24 protein-coding genes, 1 pseudogene and 1 riboswitch are annotated in these 22,307 nt (G+C 49.8%); of the genes and pseudogenes, 12 read left to right on the forward strand and 13 right to left on the reverse strand.

What is annotated here, in order from left to right; translation table 11 throughout:
• Nucleotides 1–190 precede the first annotated feature (190 nt).
• Nucleotides 191–1,417, forward strand: a complete 1,227-nt coding sequence (gene efeB, locus VFK44_09325; GenBank protein HET7628574.1) for an iron uptake transporter deferrochelatase/peroxidase subunit — start codon at nucleotides 191–193, stop codon at nucleotides 1,415–1,417.
• Nucleotides 1,418–1,727: 310 nt separating this feature from the next.
• Here efeB and kynA read toward each other — a convergent pair whose 3' ends face one another.
• Nucleotides 1,728–2,555 (reverse strand): tryptophan 2,3-dioxygenase, encoded by an 828-nt coding sequence (gene kynA, locus VFK44_09330; protein HET7628575.1) that lies wholly within the window; start codon nucleotides 2,553–2,555, stop codon nucleotides 1,728–1,730.
• On the reverse strand, nucleotides 2,552–3,154 hold the full coding sequence (locus VFK44_09335; protein HET7628576.1) for a TetR/AcrR family transcriptional regulator: 603 nt from the start codon (nucleotides 3,152–3,154) through the stop codon (nucleotides 2,552–2,554). The genes kynA and VFK44_09335 overlap by 4 nt, the downstream gene beginning before the upstream one ends.
• Nucleotides 3,155–3,305: 151 nt before the next feature.
• On the opposite strand from VFK44_09335, the gene VFK44_09340 reads away from it, so the two are divergent.
• Nucleotides 3,306–4,199 carry an ABC transporter ATP-binding protein gene (locus VFK44_09340; GenBank protein ID HET7628577.1) on the forward strand — a complete coding sequence of 298 codons (894 nt, stop codon included), beginning with the start codon at nucleotides 3,306–3,308 and terminating at the stop codon, nucleotides 4,197–4,199.
• A complete protein-coding gene (locus VFK44_09345) occupies nucleotides 4,196–5,002 on the forward strand; it encodes an ABC transporter permease subunit (protein ID HET7628578.1) in 807 nt (268 codons plus the stop codon). Before VFK44_09340 ends, VFK44_09345 begins: the two co-directional genes overlap by 4 nt.
• Before the next feature lie 203 nt (nucleotides 5,003–5,205).
• On the opposite strand, the gene VFK44_09350 is transcribed toward VFK44_09345, so the two are convergent.
• The 8 genes and pseudogenes from VFK44_09350 to VFK44_09385 form a co-directional block, all read right to left on the reverse strand.
• Complete coding sequence (locus tag VFK44_09350) at nucleotides 5,206–5,454, reverse strand: hypothetical protein (protein HET7628579.1); 249 nt, start codon at nucleotides 5,452–5,454, stop codon at nucleotides 5,206–5,208.
• A 219-nt stretch (nucleotides 5,455–5,673) separates the two neighbouring features.
• Entirely contained in the window at nucleotides 5,674–5,796 is a 123-nt protein-coding gene (locus VFK44_09355) for a hypothetical protein (protein ID HET7628580.1), read from the reverse strand.
• Between the two features lie 215 nt (nucleotides 5,797–6,011).
• Nucleotides 6,012–6,857 carry a DUF817 domain-containing protein gene (locus tag VFK44_09360; protein ID HET7628581.1) on the reverse strand — a complete coding sequence of 282 codons (846 nt, stop codon included), beginning with the start codon at nucleotides 6,855–6,857 and terminating at the stop codon, nucleotides 6,012–6,014.
• A 67-nt stretch (nucleotides 6,858–6,924) separates the two neighbouring features.
• Nucleotides 6,925–7,032: pseudogene (locus tag VFK44_09365) on the reverse strand (transcriptional regulator).
• 205 nt (nucleotides 7,033–7,237) lie between these two features.
• The gene (locus VFK44_09370; GenBank protein ID HET7628582.1) at nucleotides 7,238–8,482 is read right to left on the reverse strand and encodes a DUF4153 domain-containing protein; all 1,245 of its coding nucleotides are present in this window, start codon (nucleotides 8,480–8,482) and stop codon (nucleotides 7,238–7,240) included.
• Nucleotides 8,483–8,495: 13 nt separating this feature from the next.
• Nucleotides 8,496–8,711, reverse strand: a complete 216-nt coding sequence (locus VFK44_09375) for a helix-turn-helix transcriptional regulator (protein ID HET7628583.1) — start codon at nucleotides 8,709–8,711, stop codon at nucleotides 8,496–8,498.
• Nucleotides 8,712–8,721: 10 nt separating this feature from the next.
• Nucleotides 8,722–9,204: a DUF2975 domain-containing protein gene (locus VFK44_09380; protein ID HET7628584.1), complete on the reverse strand. Its 483-nt coding sequence runs from the start codon at nucleotides 9,202–9,204 to the stop codon at nucleotides 8,722–8,724.
• 172 nt (nucleotides 9,205–9,376) lie between these two features.
• Nucleotides 9,377–10,060 (reverse strand): metallophosphoesterase family protein, encoded by a 684-nt coding sequence (locus VFK44_09385; GenBank protein ID HET7628585.1) that lies wholly within the window; start codon nucleotides 10,058–10,060, stop codon nucleotides 9,377–9,379.
• A 169-nt stretch (nucleotides 10,061–10,229) separates the two neighbouring features.
• Here VFK44_09385 and VFK44_09390 point away from each other — a divergent pair, with 169 nt between their 5' ends.
• From VFK44_09390 to crcB (VFK44_09400), 3 genes are all read left to right on the forward strand, one after another.
• Nucleotides 10,230–11,687 (forward strand): M1 family metallopeptidase, encoded by a 1,458-nt coding sequence (locus VFK44_09390; GenBank protein HET7628586.1) that lies wholly within the window; start codon nucleotides 10,230–10,232, stop codon nucleotides 11,685–11,687.
• Between the two features lie 91 nt (nucleotides 11,688–11,778).
• Nucleotides 11,779–12,177, forward strand: coding sequence for a fluoride efflux transporter CrcB (gene crcB / locus VFK44_09395; protein HET7628587.1), 399 nt, complete (start codon nucleotides 11,779–11,781; stop codon nucleotides 12,175–12,177).
• Nucleotides 12,174–12,518, forward strand: coding sequence for a fluoride efflux transporter CrcB (gene crcB / locus VFK44_09400; GenBank protein HET7628588.1), 345 nt, complete (start codon nucleotides 12,174–12,176; stop codon nucleotides 12,516–12,518). The genes crcB (VFK44_09395) and crcB (VFK44_09400) overlap by 4 nt, the downstream gene beginning before the upstream one ends.
• 13 nt (nucleotides 12,519–12,531) lie before the next feature.
• Here the strand turns inward: crcB (VFK44_09400) and VFK44_09405 are convergent, their stop codons facing one another.
• A complete protein-coding gene (locus tag VFK44_09405) occupies nucleotides 12,532–12,999 on the reverse strand; it encodes a hypothetical protein (GenBank protein ID HET7628589.1) in 468 nt (155 codons plus the stop codon).
• A gap of 122 nt (nucleotides 13,000–13,121) precedes the next feature.
• Nucleotides 13,122–14,354, reverse strand: a complete 1,233-nt coding sequence (locus VFK44_09410; protein ID HET7628590.1) for an aminopeptidase — start codon at nucleotides 14,352–14,354, stop codon at nucleotides 13,122–13,124.
• Between the two features lie 325 nt (nucleotides 14,355–14,679).
• Here VFK44_09410 and VFK44_09415 point away from each other — a divergent pair, with 325 nt between their 5' ends.
• The 5 genes from VFK44_09415 (at nucleotide 14,680) to VFK44_09435 (ending at nucleotide 19,736) form a co-directional block, all read left to right on the forward strand.
• Entirely contained in the window at nucleotides 14,680–15,228 is a 549-nt protein-coding gene (locus tag VFK44_09415) for a sigma-70 family RNA polymerase sigma factor (protein HET7628591.1), read from the forward strand.
• Nucleotides 15,218–16,531 (forward strand): hypothetical protein, encoded by a 1,314-nt coding sequence (locus VFK44_09420; protein HET7628592.1) that lies wholly within the window; start codon nucleotides 15,218–15,220, stop codon nucleotides 16,529–16,531. Before VFK44_09415 ends, VFK44_09420 begins: the two co-directional genes overlap by 11 nt.
• A 375-nt stretch (nucleotides 16,532–16,906) precedes the next feature.
• Nucleotides 16,907–18,175 (forward strand): MFS transporter, encoded by a 1,269-nt coding sequence (locus VFK44_09425; protein HET7628593.1) that lies wholly within the window; start codon nucleotides 16,907–16,909, stop codon nucleotides 18,173–18,175.
• Nucleotides 18,132–18,740, forward strand: a complete 609-nt coding sequence (locus VFK44_09430) for a TetR family transcriptional regulator (GenBank protein HET7628594.1) — start codon at nucleotides 18,132–18,134, stop codon at nucleotides 18,738–18,740. The genes VFK44_09425 and VFK44_09430 overlap by 44 nt, the downstream gene beginning before the upstream one ends.
• A gap of 234 nt (nucleotides 18,741–18,974) precedes the next feature.
• Entirely contained in the window at nucleotides 18,975–19,736 is a 762-nt protein-coding gene (locus VFK44_09435) for a DUF6612 family protein (GenBank protein ID HET7628595.1), read from the forward strand.
• 28 nt (nucleotides 19,737–19,764) lie between these two features.
• On the opposite strand, the gene VFK44_09440 is transcribed toward VFK44_09435, so the two are convergent.
• Nucleotides 19,765–20,928: an MFS transporter gene (locus VFK44_09440; protein ID HET7628596.1), complete on the reverse strand. Its 1,164-nt coding sequence runs from the start codon at nucleotides 20,926–20,928 to the stop codon at nucleotides 19,765–19,767.
• Nucleotides 20,929–21,078: 150 nt separating this feature from the next.
• Nucleotides 21,079–21,196: riboswitch (SAM riboswitch) on the forward strand.
• A gap of 85 nt (nucleotides 21,197–21,281) precedes the next feature.
• On the opposite strand from VFK44_09440, the gene VFK44_09445 reads away from it, so the two are divergent.
• Nucleotides 21,282–22,304 (forward strand): methionine ABC transporter ATP-binding protein, encoded by a 1,023-nt coding sequence (locus VFK44_09445; protein HET7628597.1) that lies wholly within the window; start codon nucleotides 21,282–21,284, stop codon nucleotides 22,302–22,304.
• The last annotated feature ends 3 nt before the right edge of the window (nucleotides 22,305–22,307 follow it).

Here is a 22,307-nt window from a genome sequence, read left to right on the forward strand (position 1 = left end):
AAGCTTGAGAAAGCTTTTGATTCCTTTTATGAAAAGCTCGACCAGTATAAAAAAGAGAATGGCGCCTACGTCAGCTACACGAAGCTCAGCAAAGATGAGGTGCGCAAGCTGAGTAATAAGTTAAGTCATCTTTCCGAGCTGATGGCGCAAACGGCGAAAATCTTTCAGTAAGCACGGGGGACGTCAGGCGATGGGTGAGAAGAAAGAGTATTCGAGACGGGAAATGTTAAAAATGTCAGCCGCCGCTGGCACCGGGATTGCCATCGGTGCCAGCGGCTTCGGCTCGCTGGTGCAAATGATGGATCATATGGCTGCATCCAAGGAGACGACCGCCGATGCTGTCGTTCCTTTTTACGGCAATCATCAAGCCGGCATCATCACGCCGCAGCAAACGTACGTGTACCTTGCCGGCTTTGACATTGTCAGCGACAAACGCAGCGACGTCATCGCGCTGCTGAAACAATGGACGCGCAGCGCGGAGCAATGGTCGAAGGGGATCTTCCATCCCGCGCAAGCAAACGAATGGCTACCCCCGAAAGATTCGGGGGAAGCGATCGACCTCGGTCCGGCGAAATTGACCGTCACGGTCGGCTTCGGACCGACGTTTTTCAAGCGCGGCGGCCGCGACCGCTTCGGCGTCGCTTCGCGCGCGCCGCGGCATTTGCGCGACATTCCGCGCATGCCGCATGACGACTTAGATGCCGGTTTGTCCGGCGGCGACCTTTGCGTGCAAGTGTGTGCAAACGACCAGCAAGTCGTGTTTCACGCGATTCGCAATTTGATTCGCAGCGCGACCGGCACCGCCGTCGTGAAATGGACGAAGGAAGGATTCATGAGCGCGCCGGACGGCAAGACACCGCGAAACTTGTTCGGCTTCAAAGACGGGACGGCAAACGTGAGCGGGAGCGATGCGGAGGCGTTGAAACGGATCGTTTGGGCCGGACACGGCGAACCGGCTTGGATGAAGGGCGGCACATACATGGCGTACCGGAAAATCCAGATGTTCTTGGAAGTGTGGGACCGATCTTCGTTGAAAGATCAAGAAGATACATTCGGCCGGAAAAAATTAAGCGGCGCCCCGTACGGGAAGGCGAACGAACAGGCGGAGGTCGACGTGTCGAAGCTGCCGCCGAATTCGCATGTGCGTTTGGCAAAAAGCACCGACAAGCAAATTTATCGCCGCGGCTATTCGTATACAGACGGCATTGATGAACGAACAGGGAATGTAAATGCCGGCTTGTTGTTCTTAAGCTTCCAGCGCAATCCGGATGAATCTTTTATCCCGATGTTGCGCCTTTTAAGCAAAAAAGACGCTTTAAATGAATACACGAAACACGTCGCTTCCGGCATGTTCGCTTGCCCGGGCGGCGTGCGCAAAGGAGAATACATCGGGCAGCGGCTCTTGGAACCGATGTGATCGGTTCCGTTCGTCGTGTCACGGAAATTTGCGCGCTAACGGACATTGGGTCACCTTAGCGCGCATGATTAGGAACTTTTTTATTCTAACGGACATTAAATCCTCTTAGCGCACTTTTCTTGATCGTTTCAACTGGCTGAAACCTTCTAAGAGGATCAGATGTCCGTTACATTTTTCAGGCGCACTTTTTTCGCTTTTAAGAGGACCAGATGTCCGTTAGAGGGAATTTGCGTAAGCGCCGGCAATTGACACGTATTCTAACGGAACTCACGCATCTGAGTTCCGTTACAGCACCGAAGGCGCAACACGTTTACAGTTCGGTGCGGACGTCCCAAAGTTCGGGGAAGAAGCGGTGGTCGAGCACTCTTTTCAAATAGCCGACGCCGGATGAGCCGCCGGTGCCTTTTTTATGGCCGATGATGCGTTCGACCGTTTTCATGTGGCGGAACCGCCACTGCTGCATCCAGTCTTCGAGGTCGACGAGTTTTTCGGCGAGTTCGTACAAATCCCAATACTTGTCGACGTTGCGATAAACGGCCAGCCACGCTTGCAGCACGCTGTCGTTCGGCATGTATGGCGTGCTGACATCGCGCTCCAACACGTCGCGGTCAATCGGAAAACCGGCACGCGCCAGCGCGCGGATCGAAACATCATACAGGCCGGGCGATTCGTATGCCTTCAATAAACGCTTGCTTAATTCGGGGTCTTTTTTATAAATCGCCAAGACGTGTTTCGTTTTGTGGCTGAGTGCGAATTCGATCATGCGGTATTGGAACGACTGAAAGCCGGAGGCTTGCCCGAGATGGTTGCGAAATTCCATGTATTCGGCCGGTGTCATCGTCGACAGGACGTCCCACGATTTGATAATTTGCTCCTGGATGTTCGAGACGCGGGCGAGCATTTTAAACGCTTCCGGCAACTGGTCGTTTTCGATCGCCTGAATGGCGGCTTCGAGTTCATGCAAAATGAGCTTCATCCAAAGCTCGCTGACTTGATGGATCACGATGAACAGCATCTCGTCATGATGTCCCGAGAGCCGATTTTGTGCGGACAACAAACGGTCCAAGTCCAAATAATCTCCATACGTCATCCGTTCTTGAAAGTCGGTATAAATACCTTTTTCCTCATCCGCCATCATGCGTCCTCCTCTGTTTTTTTCTCAAGCAGCCCGTAGAAGAACAACTCAATCAATTCCTTCGACAAGCGGACGTTTTGCTGCTGGTCCGAGAACATTTCCGGGCGCATTCCGTCTTTTAGGATGTTCATGTAAATGAGCAGCGCTTCGTTGGAAATATCTTGCTTCACATAGCCCGCTTTTCGGCCTTCGTCAAAGAACGTCATCAGGGCAGGGACATAAATTTTTTCATAAAAGTTATTGAACAGCTGCTGGATGTGTGGGTCGTCCGACATCATCGCCTGCAGGAAATCCGGGTTGATCGTTTCGGCGTACTTCGCTTCCTTTACGATCAGTTGCTTGATTTTTTCCGGAAACGGTCGATCGCTCTTGAGAAGCTCCTCATATTCTTTCCAAATTTCATCCATGAACGCTTGAACCACGTCACGAAGCAGGTCGTCTTTGCTGCCGAAATAATTGTAGATCGTCACTTGGGAAACGTTTGCCTTCTCGGCAATTTCCGCGATGCTCACCTTTTGCACACCGTGCTTGGAAAACAGCTCGAGGGCTGCGCGGCGAATGCTTTCTTTCTTCCGTTCGCGGCGCCGTTCAAATCCGTCCATCGTCCTTCACCTCTTTATTCAGCATACTAGAAATTTTGTACTATCACAAACAAAATATTTCATAAAATAGTTGACGGCAGCGATTTTGAGGAATAAAATGAAATCTATAAATGGAATCATTTCATAAAATTCGCAAGCGAGGTGAACGCTCATGGGCATTCACATGGAAAACGTAACGAAGCATTTCGGCGGCGGCAAAGGCATTTTCGATCTGTCCTTCGACGTGAAGGAAGGGGAAGTGTTCGGCTATCTCGGGCCGAACGGTGCCGGGAAATCAACGACAATCCGCCATTTGATGGGCTTTATGAAGCCGACTTCCGGTTCTGCAGCGATTAACGGGCTTGATTGTTGGGGCGATCGGGCGCAGATTCAAAAAGATGTCGGGTATTTGCCGGGAGAAATGGCATTCATGGACGACTTAAACGGCCGGCAATTTCTCGAACTGCTTGCCGGGATGCGCGGCATGAAAGATTTGTCGAGGCGCGACGAGTTGATCGAGCGATTGCAATTCGACGTGAAAGCGTCGATTCGCAAGATGTCGAAAGGGATGAAGCAAAAGCTCGGAATCGTGGCAGCGTTCATGCACGATCCGGACATTTTAATATTGGATGAACCGACGTCGGGCCTCGATCCGCTTATGCAGTCGGTGTTCATCGATCTCGTAATCGAAGAGAAAGAGAAAGGGAAGACGATCTTGATGAGCTCGCACAGCTTCGCCGAAATTGACCGCAGCTGCGATCGAGCCGGCATCATAAAAAATGGCCGGTTGGTCGCCGTTGAAAACGTGCGCGATTTGCGTGCCGTGCAAACGAAAATCTTCGAAGTGGCGGTGAAGGAAGAAGCCGGCATGGCGCGGCTCCGGCATTCAGGCCTCGACGTCTTCGATGTGAACGGCCTCCGCGCCAAAGTACGTGTCCAGGGCGACTACGAAACTTTTATCGAAAAATTATCTCGCTGCGGCGTCCAGTCGCTCGATGTCCACACGCAAAATCTTGAAGACATATTCATGCATTATTACGACCAGAAGGAGGCTTCCGCCCGATGAATCGAGCCCTGTTTCGCTCCATGCTGCGATTGAATGGACGAACGATCGCAAGCTACGCATTTGGTTCGGCGCTCTACTTATGGCTTTGCATCTGGCTCTACCCGATGATTGCCGATGCCAACTTGATGAACGAAATGCTGAAAACGATGCCTGAAAACTTCCTGAGCGCCTTCGGCCTCGAACAAGGCATCCAAGGCCTGAACGGCTTCCTCGCCGGCGAATACTACGGCCTCATCTTCGTTCTCATTCTCATGATCTACTGCGTGCTCATGGCGACCCAGCTCCTCGCCCGCCTCGTCGACCGCGGCTCGATGGCCTTCCTGCTCTCCACCCCCGCTTCGCGGGCGCGGATCGCCGTCACCCAAGCCGCGCTCCTCGTCTTCGGCCTGGCGCTCATCGCTCTGCTCACGACCGCCGCCGGCCTGCTCGGCGCGCGCTGGCTCGTCGACACGTCGGATTTCGACGTGTCGGCCTTCTTGCAGATCAACCTGATCGGTTTCCTGCTCTTCTTCGTCGTTGGCGGCTACAGCTTCATGATTTCGTGCATCGCGAACGACGAGAAACAGGCCCTCGGCATCTCCGGCCTGTTCACCGTCTTGTTCTTCATGGCCAATTTCGCCGCCAACATGAGTGAGAAGCTCGACTGGCTCCACAACGTCACGCCGTTCTCGTTGTTTTCGCCATCCGACATTGCCGCCGGCGACGTGAACGTCGCCGCTGTCGCGATCGGCCTCGCGGCCGCCGGGATTGTCTTCTACGCGTTGGCCGTGGTGATATTCAAGCGGAGAGATCTCCCGTTGTGATGAACGGGAGATCTTTTATATGAGCAACGCCATTGCTCGCAGCGCTGACCTTCCCTGCCAGAGTTGTTGCGGACGCGTTACTCCTTCTTATTTTTATTATTTATCCGTTGTCCTACGTCGTGTTGCTCGCGTTGCTGCCCTCAAGGCAATAGGCACCAATGGCTTGGCGCGCGGCCAAGCCTTCCCCTTCCGTATTTTTCGTGTTATCGAGGCGCGATGTCGACGCCGGGGACACGACACGGCGAGGCACCGACCGGAACTCCGGCCTGAGCACGACCTGATCTTCGCAGAAGGGCAATAGGCGAGGGCCAAAAATGGTGCATGTATTGTTTTGCTCCAATCATGCCGGGTTTTGCTCCAATCAATGCGGTTTTGGCGCAAAAGAACCCCAGTTTTGCTCCAATCAACGTCATTTTCGCTCCAATCAACGCTTGAATCTGTGGATAACTCATTTCCAGACCTCGCCTGACGTGCTCAACCAAGCGGAATCAGCGAAAATCGAACGAAAAAAGCAGAAAATCTCGGAAAAGACACGCATCCGAGATAGAAATCGTGTCATCGAAGCTCAATGTCGGCGCCGGGGACACGATTAAGTGGAAAAGAAGGTCGACAAGGGCAATAGGCGCCAATGGCACGGCGCCGGCCAAGCCTCCCACTACACTATTATCGTCTCATCGAAGCTCAATCTCGACGCCGGGGACACTATACGGCGAGGCACCGACCGGAACTCCGGCCTGAGCACGACCTGATCTTCGCAACACGACAATAATCGCCAATGGCCCGGCGCCGGCCATGCCTCCCTCTACACTATAATCGTGACATCGAGGCACGACATCGGCGCCGTGACGACACGAAACGGCACCGCCCCAACCCGGAACTCCGGATGGGTCGTACCGTGCACTTTCCGTGCGTCGACAGGCACAAAAAGCGCGATGTCCTATCGCACATAACCCGCACTTTCACGCGCAGCAAAAACTAAGGCAGTTTTCCGCCACGCACTTGGCACCAGTCAGGCTTTTCTTGCTGATCCTTTTTCCGGGGTAAACGCCGTTGCTCGAAGATTTCTTTCGGGTCGTCTATTTTTGAGTGGGGCAGGGGTTCTACCTTTCACTTGCTTTAACGTCGCCACGATAAGAAAGCTGACGATCACCAGCAACAACCAGGAACTTACTTTTCCCACGTGAACGAGACTCCAGGCATCGGTTTGGTACGGATATTTCCATGCGCCAAAGAATGTGGCGATATTTTCAGCGATCCAAAGAAAAAATCCGATGAGCACAAAAGAGAGGGCAAGCGGCATGCGGTAACGCGTTCCGCCGACGTCAAATGTGACCGATGACCGCCAAAAGACGATGAGGACGAGGGACGATAGCCACCAGCGAACGTCGAGCCAATAATGGTGGGTGAAAAAATTTATGTAAATCGCGGCTGCAAGCGGGACAACGGCCAAGAACGGCGGCCAGTTGACGAGTTCGACCTTAAGCCTCCTCCACGCCTGGCAAAGATAACTCGCTACGCTTGCGTACATGAAGCCGCTGTACAAAGGCACTCCGAACATTTTCGAATAGCCTTCCCCCGGATATGCCCAGGAACCCATATGTACTTTGAACAATTCAAGCGCCAGTCCGATCAGGTGGAATAGGGTGATCACCTTGAGCTCATCCAACGTTTCTAACCCGGAACGCACCATCCACACCTGCATCAGCAGGCAGATGAGGAGCAGCCAGTCATACCTCGGCAGGAGGGGGAGCGGTAGGATTTGCGTAATGGCCAATGAGGCAAAGATCACGACGGGAAACAAGCAGGACAGCGCTTGTTCCCAACCAAACCGAACGAGTTGTTTTATGGCTCTCATCATTTGGGCCTCCCAGCGCTTTTGCGAGTTTTATTTTATAAAATGAAAGTCCCTTAAGCGTCCACGTGGCTTTACTGTTTTTCAAAAAGGAAAGGATGGCCGTCGTGGATGGCCGCCTTCTGTGAGGCTCCGACACGCTCATTTTCCTATTCGCCAGCATTACGTCAATGTTCATGATAAGGGAGTGTTTTCACCTCAGACTGTTAAAAGGAACAACCGGACCGACGAGAGTGACGCCCGGGGCATCTGTCTATGCGCTTGGTTACGTTCCGCAAGCTGATGATCGGTTCGTTTTTCATACCCGTCTTCCTTTTTGATAGATTTGGACGTTGCGCCCCGGCCCCCTTTCATCACGCTGTGAAACGGCCCATTTTACTCATTTAAAAAATGAGCGGAAACGTAAAGGTTACGAAAGCGGCCCAAAGGATATAAACCGGCAAATACTTTGTCACCGCATCCTGCACCGTGGACGGCCCGGTTTTGTTTTCCAAAAAACGCCCGTAGGCGAGCAAAATCCAAATGAGATTGGCCCAGACAAGGATGTTTATGCCCAAAACCGCCATTCGGTTGGGCGTAATCCCATAAGAAGAAAGTCGGAACACAATGGCCGATAACGCGACACTGTCGATGATGAGAGCCATCAAAATCAAGGCAAAATTGATATAATCCGAGAGGTTCTTTCTCTCGTCGATGTCTCTTTCCGTGATGGAAAACAAGGTGACTGCCAAGACACCAATAAGAATACCGTTAAAGACGATCAGAAAATCGCGATCCAGGAATGGATTTTTTCCAATCCAAACAATCGTGATCAAATAAATGATCAAGGTGACGAGCACAAGCGGACCAAAGATTTTCGCAAGATACGGTGTAATGTTTTTCGCCAGTTTAAGATGATTTGAGACGAGGTGCACAGCCACAATGGCGAGAGCGGCAGCCCCAAATAAAACGATATTGCTGAAATAAAACTGTTCGATATCCAAGCCGACCAAACCAAATAACTGGATCGTCAATAAGGCGAGCAGCATTCCGCTGACCGCCATTCCGGCGTAAAGAAGGCCAAATTCCAAATTGAATTGAAGATAGCCTAATCGTTTGCTCCCTAAAGCAAATTCATTCCCGGTAAAAGCAAGCCCGACCAATCCCCATAAGAAGATGGGAAGGTGTAAATAAGCTAGAACAATACTGTCGTTCTCATTCATGGGCAGCCAATTAAGATAAACGGCCGAGATGAGGAACAACGCGCCAAGAAGGTAAAGGAGATATTTTCTCGGCGGATGCCGGTAGACAAAATAAGCGGCAATAAAAGGCAAGATCCCAAAAGCAAGGTTAACGGGGGCTATGGCTTGCTGTTCGACAAATTGAAAAAGGACCCGGGTGCTGATTCCGGCGAATATGGCTAAAATGCCCATGGCTAAAAAGCCTTTATGAAACAAGGAAGCTTTTTCTGTAGTTACCTTCTCGTTAAAATGCAATCTTTCATACCAAACCGCAAGAACTGGCGAATCAGGGTTTTGTTCCCAAGCCTGTGAGAAAGCCTTTTTAAAAGCTTTTGGGTCTTTTCTAAACATTTTTTCCAGCTCATGAGGGTTCGTTAAGTTTTCACTGATCCAATTTTTGCTGTCCATTGTTAGACCTCCTTTAAGCGTCTTCTTCGCTCCGGTATTCCAAAAGGTCCCCCGGCTGACATTCCAAAGCTTTGCAAATCGCCTCCAAAGTGGATAAGCGGATCGCTTTTGCCTTGCCATTTTTTAAAATAGAAAGATTAGCCATCGTGATGCCCACCTTCTCAGAGAGTTCCGTTACGCTCATTTTCCTTTTCGCCAGCATCACGTCGATGTTGATGATGATCGCCATGTTTATCACCTCAGACCGTTAAGTCGTTTTCGGATTTGATTTGGATCGCTTCTTGCAAAAGTCTTTGCAGAACAGCAGCAAAAACCGCGATGACCAGGGAAGCGAAAGGAACCACCATTCCGACAAAAATAACCCCCGGAGCGTCGTCAATCTCCGCATAGACATAGAAGAGCGGCAACACGAGCGCGTGCAAACTGCAAATCGTCACGGCACAGTATTTGATTTTCTTTAAAGCTGTTACGGATAACTCGGAGAAAGCTTTATTCTTGTCGATGTAGCTTAAAAGTTTAAACGCCTGGTACAGAGCGAAGTAAAAAACAATTGCCGATGCATAAAAAATGGCACAAACGACATATTGAATAAAAGCGAACGCCGGCAGCATTATCGCCGCATGCCTCCCTAACTCCGGCACGAAAAAAATGCACAAAGCCAGGATCGGAATTCCGATAAAAATAACGGCGATCTTCAAAAAGAGTGTGGTCACTTGTTTCATTAAAAGCACCCCGCTTATCAATTGGTAAGTTGATTTTAGTATATAATTTATCGTTTTGCAATAAAATATTATCGAAAACGACTATTTTTTTATTGAAATATATTTTTTTGGCAGAAAAAAACAAGCATTCCTTTTCGCTAAAGAAATGCTTGAGCGCTGCCGTGCGGCGTGTTTACTCTACGAAATAGACTTTCCGGCTCGGAAGCTCAAGGGCGTTCAACCGGCCGCCGAAAACGCAGCCCCCGTCGATACCGATGATGTTGTTGTCACCGAAATAAACGTCGCAGCTGTCATGGAAGGTCGAAGTCGGCGTATGGCCGAAGACGACAGTTTTGTCGCCTTTGTAACCAGCATGAAAGCGGTCACGAATCCACAGCAAGACGTTGGCATCACAAGCGTCGAGCGGTTTGTCGGGATCGACGCCGGCATGGGCGAAGATGTAATCTTCGGTCGTGTAGACAAGCGGCAATTGTTGAAAAAAATCAAGGTGGTCACGCACCGCAGCGTTTTCCACGAGTTCGGGCATGCGCCCATCCGCTTCGGGAATGTCATATCCGTAGGCTTTCAACGTTTCCAGCCCCCCGTTGAGCAGCCATACGTTCAAATAGCGCTCACGTTCCCCGCGAAACGATTGTTCCATCATTTCGTCGTGATTGCCTTTGAGCACAATCGCTCCTTCCTTGTGAAGCGCGATCACTTTTTCCACGGTTCGTTTGGAATCGGGTCCGCGGTCGACGTAATCGCCGAGCAAAATCAATTGATCTTTCTCCCGGTCGTAACCGGTTTTCTGCAATAGTCGTTCCAATTTGTCGGCTTCGCCGTGAACGTCGCTGACGGCGAGAACTCTTTTCTCCATGTCGGCTTCCTTTCGGAAAATGATTGATCCATACGAGCATTGTACACGAAATCTTCGGAAATCATGAGCTTTTTTGCAAGAAAATCCTCCCTCACATACAAGTTTTTTCGACGGCGGTGGAAGGATAAGGAACTCCGACGTGGAATCCATAAGGTTGAGGAGGGAAGCGATGAGATTTCGATGGATGGTTCCGATAGGGGTCAGTCTCGCCATCCTTTCAGGGTGCAGCGGCGGCGGGAATGGCACTGACGAGAACGGGAAGAACGAACCGGGAATCCGTGAAACCGGTGAACCGCAACATGAGAAACATGAGAAACCGATGCAAAATCAAGCGCGGTACGGACCGGCGAAACCGCATTACGAGATGAAGTTGCGATACGATGCCGACAAGCATCGAATCAGCGGAGACATGCGCGTACAACTCACGAATCAGTTGAATCGCCCGTTGAATAAAATTTACTTTAATCTGTGGCCGAACGCAGACGTTTTCGGCGAGGAAGGCGGCATCGAAATTTCCGGTGTGAAAGTAAACGGGAAGACTGCCGATTTCAACGTCGACAAGACGAAACTGGAAATCGCGGGGATCTCTTTTCCGGAAGGAGAGCGTGCAACCGTCGCGATGCATTTTGTTGTCCACGTTCCGGAGAAACGCGACCGGTTTGGGTGGTCTGATGAAACCGTCTCGCTCGGCAACTGGTTTCCGATTGCCGCTGTTTATGACGCAGAAGGTTGGAATTTGGACCCTTACTTCAGCGGCGGGGAATCGTTCTATTCGTTAACGAGCGACTTTGATGTGACCTTAACAACCGGCAGCAGCCAGGTCGTTGCCGCTACCGGTGTTTTGACCGATCAAGCGAAAAAAGACGACGGCACGACGACGTATCATTACAAGGCTGAAAACGTAAGGGATTTCGCGCTGGAAATGAATCCGAATTATAAAGTTAAAGCTTTCGACGTCGAAGACATCAAAGTGAATTTGTATTACACCGACGAACAAGCGCGTTATGCGGCAGACATGGAAGACGTCGCCCGCAACGCTCTGAAAGTGTACGAAGAAAAGTTTGGCGAATATCCATGGCCGGAGCTTGATATCGTCACGATGAAAGGCTGGTTCGGCGGGATGGAATATCCACAGCTCGTCATGATCAGCTTCAATGAAGCATTCGGCAAAGATTTCATCATGGTCTCGGTTGCCCATGAAATCGCTCACCAATGGTTTTACGGAGCGGTCGGCAACAATGAATATGACGAGCCGTGGCTGGATGAATCGTTCGCCACGTTCGCAAGTTTAATGAGCCTCGACGCCCTCGGCCATTTGAACCGGGTCGAACCCCCCGGCGATCCTTATCACCTGACATCGCCGGTGTCCGTCTTTGCTAAACGCGGAAAAGACGGGCAACATGCGTATGCTAACGTCATCTACAGCTACGGGGCGAAGACGTTGAATGAGCTAAGAAAAAAAATCGGCGACAAAACGTTTTACGAGGCAATGCAAACGTATTACGAAAAGGAACGATTGACCATTTCCACCACGGCCGAATTCGTCGAAACGATGGAAGCGGTGAGCGGCGAGGATTTAACGAAGTTTTTCAAAGCCCATCGTGTTTACGTAAAAGAAACAAAATAACCGCGCGTCGTGTTATAATGGCCGTACTAAAGACCGCAAGACTCCTGCCGCCTGTGGGCGGCGGGAGTCTGCTTTCTCAAGGAGGCTCCCGATGACCTTCATCCTCGTCGGCATCGCCGGCATGTTCGGCGCGCTGCTTCGCTATAGTTTGAGCGCAGCCATCGACGGCTCTGCCGCCGAAGGCGCTTTTCCTGCTGCCACATTTTGCGCCAACATCGCCGGCGCCTTCATCCTCGGTTGGTTCACGACATACGTCATAGCCGCGCGACGCCTTCATCCCCAGTTGTCCGCCGCCATCGGCACCGGCCTCATCGGCTCGTTTACGACGTTTTCCACGTTCAGCGTCGAAACGGTCGAGCTGCTGCGCGGCGGCCATTGGGCGCTCGCCCTCTTGTACGGGCTCGCCAGCATGGTCGGCGGCCTGCTGGCGGCCGCGCTTGGCTGCCTGCTCGGCAAACGTCTCGTCCGACGAAGGGAGGGAGCCGAATGACGGCCGTCCTTGTCATGCTCGGAGGCTGCTTTGGCGCCGTCGCCCGCTTCGCGGTCAGCGAGTTCGCCCGCGCCCGCTTCCGAACAACGTTCCCTGCGGCAACGTTGTTCGTGAATTTGCTCGGCTCCTTCCTGCTCGGCGTCCTCATCACCTCCGGACTCGACGCCTCGTGGCAATCGCTCCTCGGTACCGGCTTCTTGGGCGCTTTCACGACGTTTTCCACGTTCAACCTGGAAAACGTCCGGCTTTGGCGCGAAAAGAAAAAGCTGACCGCTTATTTGGCGGTCAGCTACTTGGGCGGGCTTTTGCTTGCCTTTTTCGGATTCCTGCTTGGCGCATGAACCCATATGCAGGTCAGAGGTCCACAGAAATCAAGATGGGGATATCGTACGTCTTTTGTTTCGTATGGAAGGTCAGGAATGCCTCGATTCGATATCGTCCCGAAGGCAAGTGAATGCGCTCGGAAGAAAAGATGAGCGCCTCTCCGTGCGTTGTATAGCGGGCATGGCCGGTGCCGGCGGACGTCTTCCTGCCGCTGCGAAAATCTACGGCTTTTCCGCTGTCGTTCAACACTTGTTTGATCGCAATGTCATTTTCCCCAAAGAAAACCTTCCGCTTTTCGGATCCCGTATAAAGGATCTCCGCTTTCAATTTGACGAGATTGAGCCAACCGATCTCATTTTTCTTCACATGAATCACAAACGGGCTTTCTTTAAAGGTTCGGATCGTCTTGTATTGGTGGAATTGCCCCCATAAAATGACGCAACAAAATGCAAGTGCGATGGGCGAACATAACCACACCCATTTCCGTTTTTTCAGCATCTAGAGGCACCTCCGAAAAAATGACATCGCCATCGAACGGCGCAACAAGCCGCGCCACCTAAGGATCCAACAACGGCCGTGCCGTTTTGCCATTAACAGAATCGTCTTGGGTCTTTTGTTGCTTAAAACGCCCAATTGCCTTTGCGGAAGACGGGCACGCGCTCGCCGTCGAAAGTTTCCCCATCGATGTCCAGTTCGGCGGAACCGATCATGAAGTCGACGTGCATGATGCTGGAGTTAAAACCTTTCGCCGCCATTTCTTCATCGCTTTTTGCCTCGGCGTCTTTCATGTTCAACAACAGCGCCCGGCCAAGCGCAATATGGCAGGAAGCGTTTTCATCGAAAAGCGTATTGAAGAAGATTAAGCCGGAATTCGAGATCGGCGAGTCGTGCGGGACAAGCGCCACTTCGCCGAGCCGCTTCGAGCCTTCGTCGGCTTCCAAAATATTTTTCAGCGATTCCTCGCCTTTTTCCGCTTTGAAATCGACGACTTCTCCATTCTTGAACGTTAAGGTGAAGTTCTCGATCAAGCTTCCTTGATAGTTCAGCGGTTTCGTGCTTGAGACGGTGCCGTTGACGCCGTCTTTATGAGGCATCGTGAAAACTTCTTCGGTCGGCACGTTCGGCAAAAACCGGTTGCCTTTTTTCGTCTCGAAACTTGCTGCCCGCCATACATGATCGTCTGCGAGCTGAATTGTTAAATTCGTACCTTCGGCTTTGTAATGCAACGCCTTGAATCTTTTTTCATTTAAATAATTCGCTTTTTCGGTCAGTTTATCAATGTGCTTTTCCCAGGCGGCGACGGGATCGTCCTGATCGACCCGGGTCGTATAGAAAATTTGCTCCCAAAGTGCATCGGTTTGCTGTTTCGTTGGAACGTCCGGGAAGATTTTGGCCGCCCAATTTTTCGATGGAACGGAAACGATCGACCAGGAAATATCGCCGTTCGTCTGGGCTTTCTGGAATCGCGTCTTCGCCTTAGCCTCGGCTTTGCGGGCAATGGAGATTCTGTCGGCGTCAACGCCTTTCAGCAACTCTGGATCGAGCGCGGCCACTTCAAGGAACGCTCCACCTTCGTCGATGAGTTCGTTAAAGCAGTCAATACGCCATTGCGGAAACTCAGCCAGCCCGTCTTTAGGCGCTTCTTCGTACGTGATGCGGCGAATCATCGGATCGTACAAGTTTGGGTAAACTTTCTTCGCCCCGGCGCGGTAAGCTTTCCGCGTGATCGACTGCACGAAATCGGCATTTTCGATCGAAGCGTTGATATACAACTTTTGCCCTTCCTGGATGTTCAATGCCACTTTTACAACAAGTTCTGCGTATTTTTCCAGGTTTGTTTCGAAATGGTCCAAATCAGTTCCCCCTTAGGTAAGTTTGCATCTCTCTCATTTTATCATAATTCGGAAAAAGATTGAGTGATGGCCGTCTTTGCTTTATCATTCGGAGAACTGAAGAAAGGATCAGTAATAATGGAAATTTGCGTTATTAATTAGCGCTTAAAAGAAGTTTGGAAAATCTCCCAACGGTCACCAAATATCTAAATGGCTGTTCAAGATTTATATTTGTTCTATCCGGAAATTGATTTTGGTTGTTTCTTATCCTCATTTTTATAAAATGGGACCTTTACTGTCGCTCTGTCGTATATACGGTGAAGCATGCCGAAAGGGGTGTGAACAATTGCATGAAGAAGATCGCTTAAAGGGATTGATATTACAATCGAATAAAGATAAAGCAATTCAATTGTTAATTGATGAATGTATGGAAGATGTTAAAAGGTTCGTTTTTACGTATGTGAAAAATTGGTCATATACGGATGATATTGTACAAGATGCTTTTTTGGCTGTTTATCTAAATCTTGATACGTTTAAAGAGAGTGCCAGCATTAAAACGTGGATTTTAAGTATTGCTGCTAACAAAGCAAAAGATTTTTTGAAGTCTTGGCATTACAAAAAAGTATCACTTACAAATCAATTCTTTCATCAAGCAAACAACGAGACACCAGAAACATTACTTTTGAACAATCAAGAGAATGATGAAGTAAGTGCTCTCATTTTTTCCCTTCCGGTTAAGTATCGCGAAGTGATCATTCTTTATTATTATAAAGATCTCTCAATCAAAGAAATCAGTGAAGTTTTAGGTACAGGTCAGTCAACCGTTAAAACAAGGCTTCATCGAGCCAAAATGAAAATCGGTGAGAAGTTGAGAGGTGATTTTTTTGAGGAATAAGGATCTTCAAATAAGAATCGACAAGTTCATAGGGTCTCGTCCCGTTTCTAACGAAGCTGATAAGCAAAGAGTCCTCCAATATATTCGTGAAAATACAAACCATCAAAAACCAAAAAAGTTGTTTCCAAGGTTTTTAAGTACTGCAGTGAACACATCATTGTTTGTCTTTGTTATTGGTTTTTTCCTTATACAAAGTGGTTTAATCCTAGATGATGAGGAAATAGGTTCTAATCCATCGTTCAGTCATGACTCAAACAATAATCATTCACAACAAAACCCGGTTCAAAGACAGGAATCCTATCATTTTGTAAAGATGAAGATGAATAATAAAAACGTTGGTTGGGCGATGAATCAACAAAATCATATATTTAGAACAGAAAATGCTTGGCAGAAAGCAAAGGATATCACACCGAAAGAGCTTCCGGATAAACCAACATCGATGAAATTGTTTATTTTAAACCAAAAAACAGCATCCATCTTTGTCCTAGAGTCTAATAATTCACCGATCAAAATGTTCATGACGAATAATGGGGGAAACACTTGGAGATTGGAAACACTCAGTAATATTGATGCTTACGGAATAGAGGATGTATTTTTCCAAAATGAAAAAGAAGGTTGGTTGTACACTTCCAAGTTCTCCGAAACATCAGGCGTTTTGCCTCTGAAACTTTATTACACAAACGATGGGGGGCATACATGGGAAGCTGTTGAATCGAACAACCTTGACCAGTCGCAGTCGAAATGGGTATATTTCATGAACGAGGAAAAAGGGTGGTCAATCGGACAAAAGGGGCTTAAAAACTCTGATGGTTTTGACCAAACCACAACGGCACTTTATGAAACAAACGATGGCGGGCATAATTGGACTCGATTATCTTTAATAAAAAATCGAGAGAATTCAATATTCATACGCAAGCCATTTTCAACGGGAAAAACTATCATACTTCCGATAATCTATTATAACGCCAAAGAAAGGGAAGCCACTTTTTCTGTTTTTCAATATGGACACAATGATGACAAGTGGTCCTATAACGGAAATACCGTTTTTGATACATCCGATCCTCAAAAAATCATCATTGATTTCCTGAATCCATCAAACGGATGGGTTGTTGTGGATCAAAAACTATATAGGTCGGCCAACGGAGGGCGAAGTTGGGGGAAAATAGCAAATTTAAATCAATTTAATCGTATATACGACCTCCAGGTTACCACGGAAACACACGCTTATTTACTTACGGATAGTGGGTTGTATATTTCAACCGATGGTGGTAAGGATTGGATAAAGCAAAATAAGGCTTTGTAATTCAGAGGTGCTGTTGAAACAGCACCTCTAACAATGCTAATGATCCCGAAGATAATCCATTAACGCTCCAAAGGATGAAACAGTTGTATAATCATCTCCGCCTGATGATTCAACCCCATAGGCATACCATGGATAGGCATGAGAATGATAATCTAGGTAGAGGTATTTGATTTAAGTACCGAAAACGCCACACAAAAAACGTGTACCAACGCTTCTCGAGTCTGTTAACATTCCAGCAACTAAGAAAAAAACTTCTTGACAAAATGACACCTGTGTCGTTTATAATAACGACACAGGTGTCATTTTGGTGTTCGGCATCTGATTTCATGAAAAAACGCGTCAGCGTTTTTCTTATTCATCGAGAGGAGAAACAAAATGAATCGAAAGTTGCTGCAATGCAAGGAATACATGTATCTGCTGTCCGCGCAGGCGATCTCGAATCTTGGCGATTGGCTTGACATCCTCGCGCTGCTCGCGCTCGTCGGTCTCAAATGGCACGGCTCACCGATCGCTGTCTCCATCACGATGCTCTGTCTCGCCGTACCGTCGATCGTGTTCGGCTCGTTCGCCGGCGTACTCGCCGACCGCTTCGAACGGAAACACTTGATGATCGCTGCCGACATCCTTCGCGCCGTCATCGTCATCGGCGTTGCGTTTTCCACGCAACTCTGGCAAGTATACGCGCTCCTTTGCGTGAAATCGCTGTTTGCCGCTGTGTTCGAGCCGGCGAAGGAAGGTAAGCTGAAGGAAATCGTCGATGACGAGCTCATGCAGCCGGCGGTGGCGACGAGCGAGCTGATCAACAACGGCGCGAAGATCGTCGGTCCAATCATCAGCGGCTTGCTTGTCGCCGGGATCGGCATTCAATGGTCGTTTTACCTCGACAGCTTAAGCTTTTTGGCTTCGGCAGCGTTGCTGCTCGGCGTGCCGAAGTCCGTGAAACGGGCGAAGGTATCCGTAGAGGCTTCGGAAGCGTCGGCCTCGTTGATCGGGCAATTCAAAGCCGGTTTTACTTTTATGAAAAAGATTCCTGCGCTCTTGACTGGGTTAATCGTGTTTGCGGTGATGATTCTTGTGCTGCAGCTTGGCGATTCGCAGTTCGTCGTGTTGCTTCGGGAAATTCCGGGTGATCCGATTCACGTGCTCGGTTGGATCATGGCCGGAAGCGGTGCAGGCGTCGTCATTGCATCGTTGTATTTGAACAAAAAAGAAATTCGATCGTGTTTGACGGCATTGACGCTCGCAAGTGCAGGGCTCGGCGCCGGCTATATAATGGCCGGATTGTGCATTCATTTGCCGATGCTTTGGGTTTCGATCCTTTATCCGGCGGCGGGGATCGTCTTTGGTTTTTGTTTCGGAATGGGACTGATCCCGTTCAACGTTATGGCGCAAAAATTAACCCCGAGTGACTATACAGGGCGGGTGTTCGGAACGATCAGCAGTGTTACGACTTTGGCGGCGGTGACCGGCATGCTCGGCGGCGGGTTCCTTACGGAATGGTTCGGTGTCGTCAATACGTATGTCATTTCGGGCGGGCTGCTTGTCCTCATCGGCGTCATCGTTTATAGTTTTCGTAAAAGGATGCAAGGCGGGGAAATCAATGCCAAAGGTGACGCAGGCCCACATCGAGAAGCGCAAGGCTGAAATTTTGGATGCCGCGGAGCGGGTTTTCAAACGAAAAGGATTCGAACCTACGACGATGAAAGACGTTGTCGAGGAATCCGGCATGAGCCGCGGCGGGGTGTATTCGTATTTTTCCGATACGGAAGAAATGCTTCAAGCGATTCACGAGAGAAACATTGGCGAAGTCCCGGCTATATTAAATCGATTGCTTGAGCGGCATGATACGGTCTGGGCGGCACTGGCGGCGTTCGTCGATTCGTTTTTGGAAGACACGGACCCCGGGTTCGGCATTGTGACGTATGAATATTCCGTTACAGCATGGCGGGATGAAGGCCGCAAGCAGTTTATGCTGCGCAATGCGACCCATTCGATCACGGCTTTCGTTGATTTTCTGCAAAAAGGCGTGGAACGCGGGGAGTTCCGGCCCTTGCTGCCGCTTGAAGGCATCGTCATTTTCTGCATCAACGTGATTGACGGTTTCATCATTCAAGGATCGATCGCCGACGGCGAATGGATGCGCTTGAAAGATCAAATTGAGAGCCTGAAGCTGTACTTGCGGACGGTTTTGCAGGTGAACGAGGCTTAAGCTAATTTTATAAAAGTGTCCGGGTGGCTGCTCCCGTTCGGTTCTCGCTGAACCGGCGGGGGTTTTTTGTGCGGGAAGTGTACCGTTTCTCTTGAATTCGCGGGGGCGGTTTCGTCTGAATTCGCTGAATCCCGCAGCAGGTTGTCCCATTCATATGGGGAATGTCGGCGGGTTTAAACGATGGTCCTTGATTGGCCGATAAAAAAGACAGGCGGCGAAAATAGGAGGGGTCAGATGAAAAGAATATTTATGTGGGCTGCGGTGACCGCGTTCATTATCGTATTGAGCGCTTGCGGTCAGCAGCTTTCGAAAGAAGAAATCGTTAACCAGGCGGCATCGAAGGATTTCAACAGCTTCAAAGCGGCCGTGAAGATGAACATGCACATTGAAGCCAATGGTCAACAACTGGATCAATCGATGAATTTTGCGATGAAATACAAGAAAGATCCGTTTCTCACACAGTTGACGATGCACACCATCGAAGGCGATCTTGAAATGTATTTCAACCAAGACTATGCCTACATTATGAATCCGGAAACCGATCAATGGGTGAAGACGAGTATCGCCGATGTCGAAGAACTCGAAGCGCTTACGGATCCAAAAGCGATGGAACAGGATCTCGAAAGGATCAACCAATTCACTGACGTATTTGAATTTGAGCGGACTGAAGAAGGATACAAGCTGCACACGGCCATTGACGAAGCCTCTTCCGAACAACAATTGTCGTTGGTAAAAGATGTTTTGAAAGATGCGATGAAAGAAAACAACGAAGAGGGGCAGTTTACGATTGAAAAAGTGAATCAATTTGATTACACCGTGCAGCTTGACAAGGATTTGTATTTGAAAAAGGCTTCCGTAAAAATGGATGTTTCTGTCACGGTGGATGGAAAACCGGTAAAGTTCGATGTTCAAGTCGATGCCGATTACGACAAGATCAATCAGATGGAATCCCTCTCCCTTCCGGAAGAAGTTAAGCAAAACGCAAAAGAACTGTAAGCGAAGCAAACCATGATCCGGGGAAGGATCACAATTTTGTTGCCGGAGTAGCGGATTCGCGGTCCCCGAGATAGTCGTAGACGATGTAGACGACGGCCGCGATGGAAACAAGAAACGCTGCATAATAAGGTGAAACAAAGTCGCGAACGCTTCCGGCTGTGAGCGAACTGAAGATGATGCCGGCCGACAGGACGGCGGACAGAAGGCCGAAGGCCGAACCGTGCCGCTCCTTGCCGACTTTTTCGGTAAGGAGCGTAGTGAGCGCGGGAAACAGCAAGCCGAAGGCGGCGCCGAGCAGGAACAGGACGGTGCCGAGCGAAGCGTCGGCGAAGCCGGAGGCGAGCTGGAAGTAGAGCAGCGCGCTGAAAAGCATGCCGGCGGCGGTGCGGAGCAGCGGCGAGAATCGGTTGAGCCAGAAGAGGCTGAAGCTGGCGAACGTGCCGATACCCATTAGACTGAACAGTTTGCCGGTTTCGGTTGTTGACAATCCTTGTTCCACAGACAGAAACGGCAATTCATAAAACAATGTGCCTTGCCCGAACATTAAGGCGAATCCGATAAAATAGACGGGATAAAGCTTCCGATCGGCGATCATTGCCGCCAGGGAAGCTTTTTCTTTGCGGTGGGGCACGATCGGTTCCATTTCTTTAATAAAATAAAGCGCGATGACGGCTGAGACGGCCATTAAAATGCCGATGAGCACGTAAGTGCCGCGGTAGTTGAGATAGTGGACAAGATGGCCGCCGATGAAAGGGGCGGCGATGTTGGCGAACGTGATCATGATGCCGTTGACGGCCATGTTCTTGCCTTGCTGGCGGCTGGTTTTCGCGTATGCGGACAGCAAGGCGAAGCAGGCGGGGCTCAAGAAGGCGAGCGCAAAGCCGTTGGCGATGCGAAGGAACATGAGCTGCAAAGGATCATCAACGGCGGCGTGAGCGGCCATGAGGAAAGCCGAAAGGAAGAGCGGCACGACGATGAACGGCTTTTTGCCGATACGGTCGATGAATGGGCCGGCGATGACGTTGCCGCCGAGATTGGCGAACGAAGAGCCGCTCATCATGAGACTGATGAAAAAGCTCGAAGCGCCGAGCGCGACCGCGTAAGGGGTGAAGATTGGGAACTGGATATGCAAGTTGAGCGACATGAGAAACAAGACAATGAAGATGGCGGATTTTCCTTTTTGCGAGTCCATCGCATTCACCTCCCCTCTCATATGTATGAAGTTGTCCACGAAGTTAGGACAGCTCCAAAAACCGTTCATCCGCAAAAAATTGTTGACAGCCGCGAAGGATGTAAAGTAGAATGTAGCCATTGCACAAGAAATGAATAGTCATCAACTTTCTTCTTATCTCGAGAGGTGGAGGGACATGGCCCTTCGAAGCCTCGGCAGCGGGTTTCAACGAGCGACCGTTGAAATACTGTGCCAATTCCATCAAGCGTTGCGGCTTGAAAGATAAGAAGAGAAGCTAGCAGATACCCGTGTATTCTACTACCTCCTCTTCTTATCGAAGAGGGGGTTTTTTGATTGGGAAAGCGAGGGATACCATGATTCAGTTGGAGAGCATTTCGAAAGTTTACGAGAGCGGCGGCCGCCAGGTCAAAGCCATTCACGACGTTGATTTAACGATTCACAAAGGCGATATTTTCGGTGTGATCGGGTTCAGCGGCGCGGGGAAAAGCACGTTGCTGCGCTGTGTGAATTTGTTGGAGCGGCCGACAGGCGGGCGCGTGATTATTGACGACACGGATTTAACCGCGTTGAAAAAGGCGGAGCTGCGTAAAGCGCGGAAGAAGATCGGGATGATTTTTCAACATTTCAATCTGTTGGAATCAAAGACGATCTTCGCGAACGTCGCTTTTCCGTTAAAAATCAGCGGGGAAAGCAAGGCGGCGATCGAAAAACGCGTCGCCGAGCTGCTGTCGTTCGTCGGGTTGGAAGATCAAGCGCATAAATATCCAGATCAATTGTCGGGCGGCCAAAAGCAAAGAGTCGGCATTGCCCGGGCGCTTGCGACTTCGCCGGACGTGCTGCTTTGCGATGAAGCGACGTCAGCGCTTGATCCGCAGACGACGAAGTCGATTTTAGATTTGCTGAGGCGGATCAACAAGGAGTACAACATTACGATTCTCGTCGTTACGCATGAGATGCAAGTCATTCGTGACATTTGCAACCGTGTCGCGGTCATGGAAGGCGGCCAAGTGATAGAGCAAGGTTCGATTTTCGACGTGTTTTCCAATCCGCAAACGCAAACGACGCAAAATTTTGTTCGTTCCGTCATGCAAGACGAAATTCCGAATGCGGTTTTGAAAATGCTCCAGGAGGGCAGCAAAAATATTTTTAGAGTCACTTTCGTCGGGGAATTGGCCGGCAAACCGGTTTTATCGCAAGCGGCTAAACGTTTCGATGTCGATGTGAATGTATTATACGGGCAAATCACGGAGCTTCAAGACATTCCGTTCGGTCATTTGATCGTCGAGCTGCAAGGCGAGGAAGCCGAAATCCTTCGTGCGCGGCAGTATATCGACAATGTCGTGTCCGTCAAGGAGGTGTTGGCAGATGCAAATTAGTTG

The sequence above is a fragment of the Bacillales bacterium genome (assembly GCA_035700025.1).
Taxonomy (GTDB): Bacteria; Bacillota; Bacilli; order Bacillales; family DASSOY01; genus DASSOY01.

Bases quoted from the DNA above. Each gene is read 5' to 3' on its own strand.
- VFK44_09340 (HET7628577.1), top strand. From the start codon at position 3,306: ATGGGCATTCACATGGAAAACGTAACGAAGCATTTCGGCGGCGGCAAA.
- VFK44_09380 (HET7628584.1), bottom strand. From the start codon at position 9,204: ATGAAACAAGTGACCACACTCTTTTTGAAGATCGCCGTTATTTTTATC.
- VFK44_09425 (HET7628593.1), top strand. From the start codon at position 16,907: ATGAATCGAAAGTTGCTGCAATGCAAGGAATACATGTATCTGCTGTCC.
- VFK44_09375 (HET7628583.1), bottom strand. From the start codon at position 8,711: ATGGCGATCATCATCAACATCGACGTGATGCTGGCGAAAAGGAAAATG.
- VFK44_09385 (HET7628585.1), bottom strand. From the start codon at position 10,060: ATGGAGAAAAGAGTTCTCGCCGTCAGCGACGTTCACGGCGAAGCCGAC.
- VFK44_09360 (HET7628581.1), bottom strand. From the start codon at position 6,857: ATGAGAGCCATAAAACAACTCGTTCGGTTTGGTTGGGAACAAGCGCTG.
- VFK44_09445 (HET7628597.1), top strand. From the start codon at position 21,282: ATGATTCAGTTGGAGAGCATTTCGAAAGTTTACGAGAGCGGCGGCCGC.
- VFK44_09390 (HET7628586.1), top strand. From the start codon at position 10,230: ATGAGATTTCGATGGATGGTTCCGATAGGGGTCAGTCTCGCCATCCTT.
- VFK44_09440 (HET7628596.1), bottom strand. From the start codon at position 20,928: ATGGACTCGCAAAAAGGAAAATCCGCCATCTTCATTGTCTTGTTTCTC.
- VFK44_09345 (HET7628578.1), top strand. From the start codon at position 4,196: ATGAATCGAGCCCTGTTTCGCTCCATGCTGCGATTGAATGGACGAACG.
- VFK44_09435 (HET7628595.1), top strand. From the start codon at position 18,975: ATGAAAAGAATATTTATGTGGGCTGCGGTGACCGCGTTCATTATCGTA.
- VFK44_09335 (HET7628576.1), bottom strand. From the start codon at position 3,154: ATGGACGGATTTGAACGGCGCCGCGAACGGAAGAAAGAAAGCATTCGC.
- VFK44_09355 (HET7628580.1), bottom strand. From the start codon at position 5,796: ATGGCCGGCGCCGGGCCATTGGCGATTATTGTCGTGTTGCGAAGATCA.
- VFK44_09350 (HET7628579.1), bottom strand. From the start codon at position 5,454: ATGAGTTATCCACAGATTCAAGCGTTGATTGGAGCGAAAATGACGTTG.
- crcB (HET7628587.1), top strand. From the start codon at position 11,779: ATGACCTTCATCCTCGTCGGCATCGCCGGCATGTTCGGCGCGCTGCTT.
- efeB (HET7628574.1), top strand. From the start codon at position 191: ATGGGTGAGAAGAAAGAGTATTCGAGACGGGAAATGTTAAAAATGTCA.
- VFK44_09430 (HET7628594.1), top strand. From the start codon at position 18,132: ATGCCAAAGGTGACGCAGGCCCACATCGAGAAGCGCAAGGCTGAAATT.
- VFK44_09405 (HET7628589.1), bottom strand. From the start codon at position 12,999: ATGCTGAAAAAACGGAAATGGGTGTGGTTATGTTCGCCCATCGCACTT.
- crcB (HET7628588.1), top strand. From the start codon at position 12,174: ATGACGGCCGTCCTTGTCATGCTCGGAGGCTGCTTTGGCGCCGTCGCC.
- VFK44_09370 (HET7628582.1), bottom strand. From the start codon at position 8,482: ATGGACAGCAAAAATTGGATCAGTGAAAACTTAACGAACCCTCATGAG.
- kynA (HET7628575.1), bottom strand. From the start codon at position 2,555: ATGATGGCGGATGAGGAAAAAGGTATTTATACCGACTTTCAAGAACGG.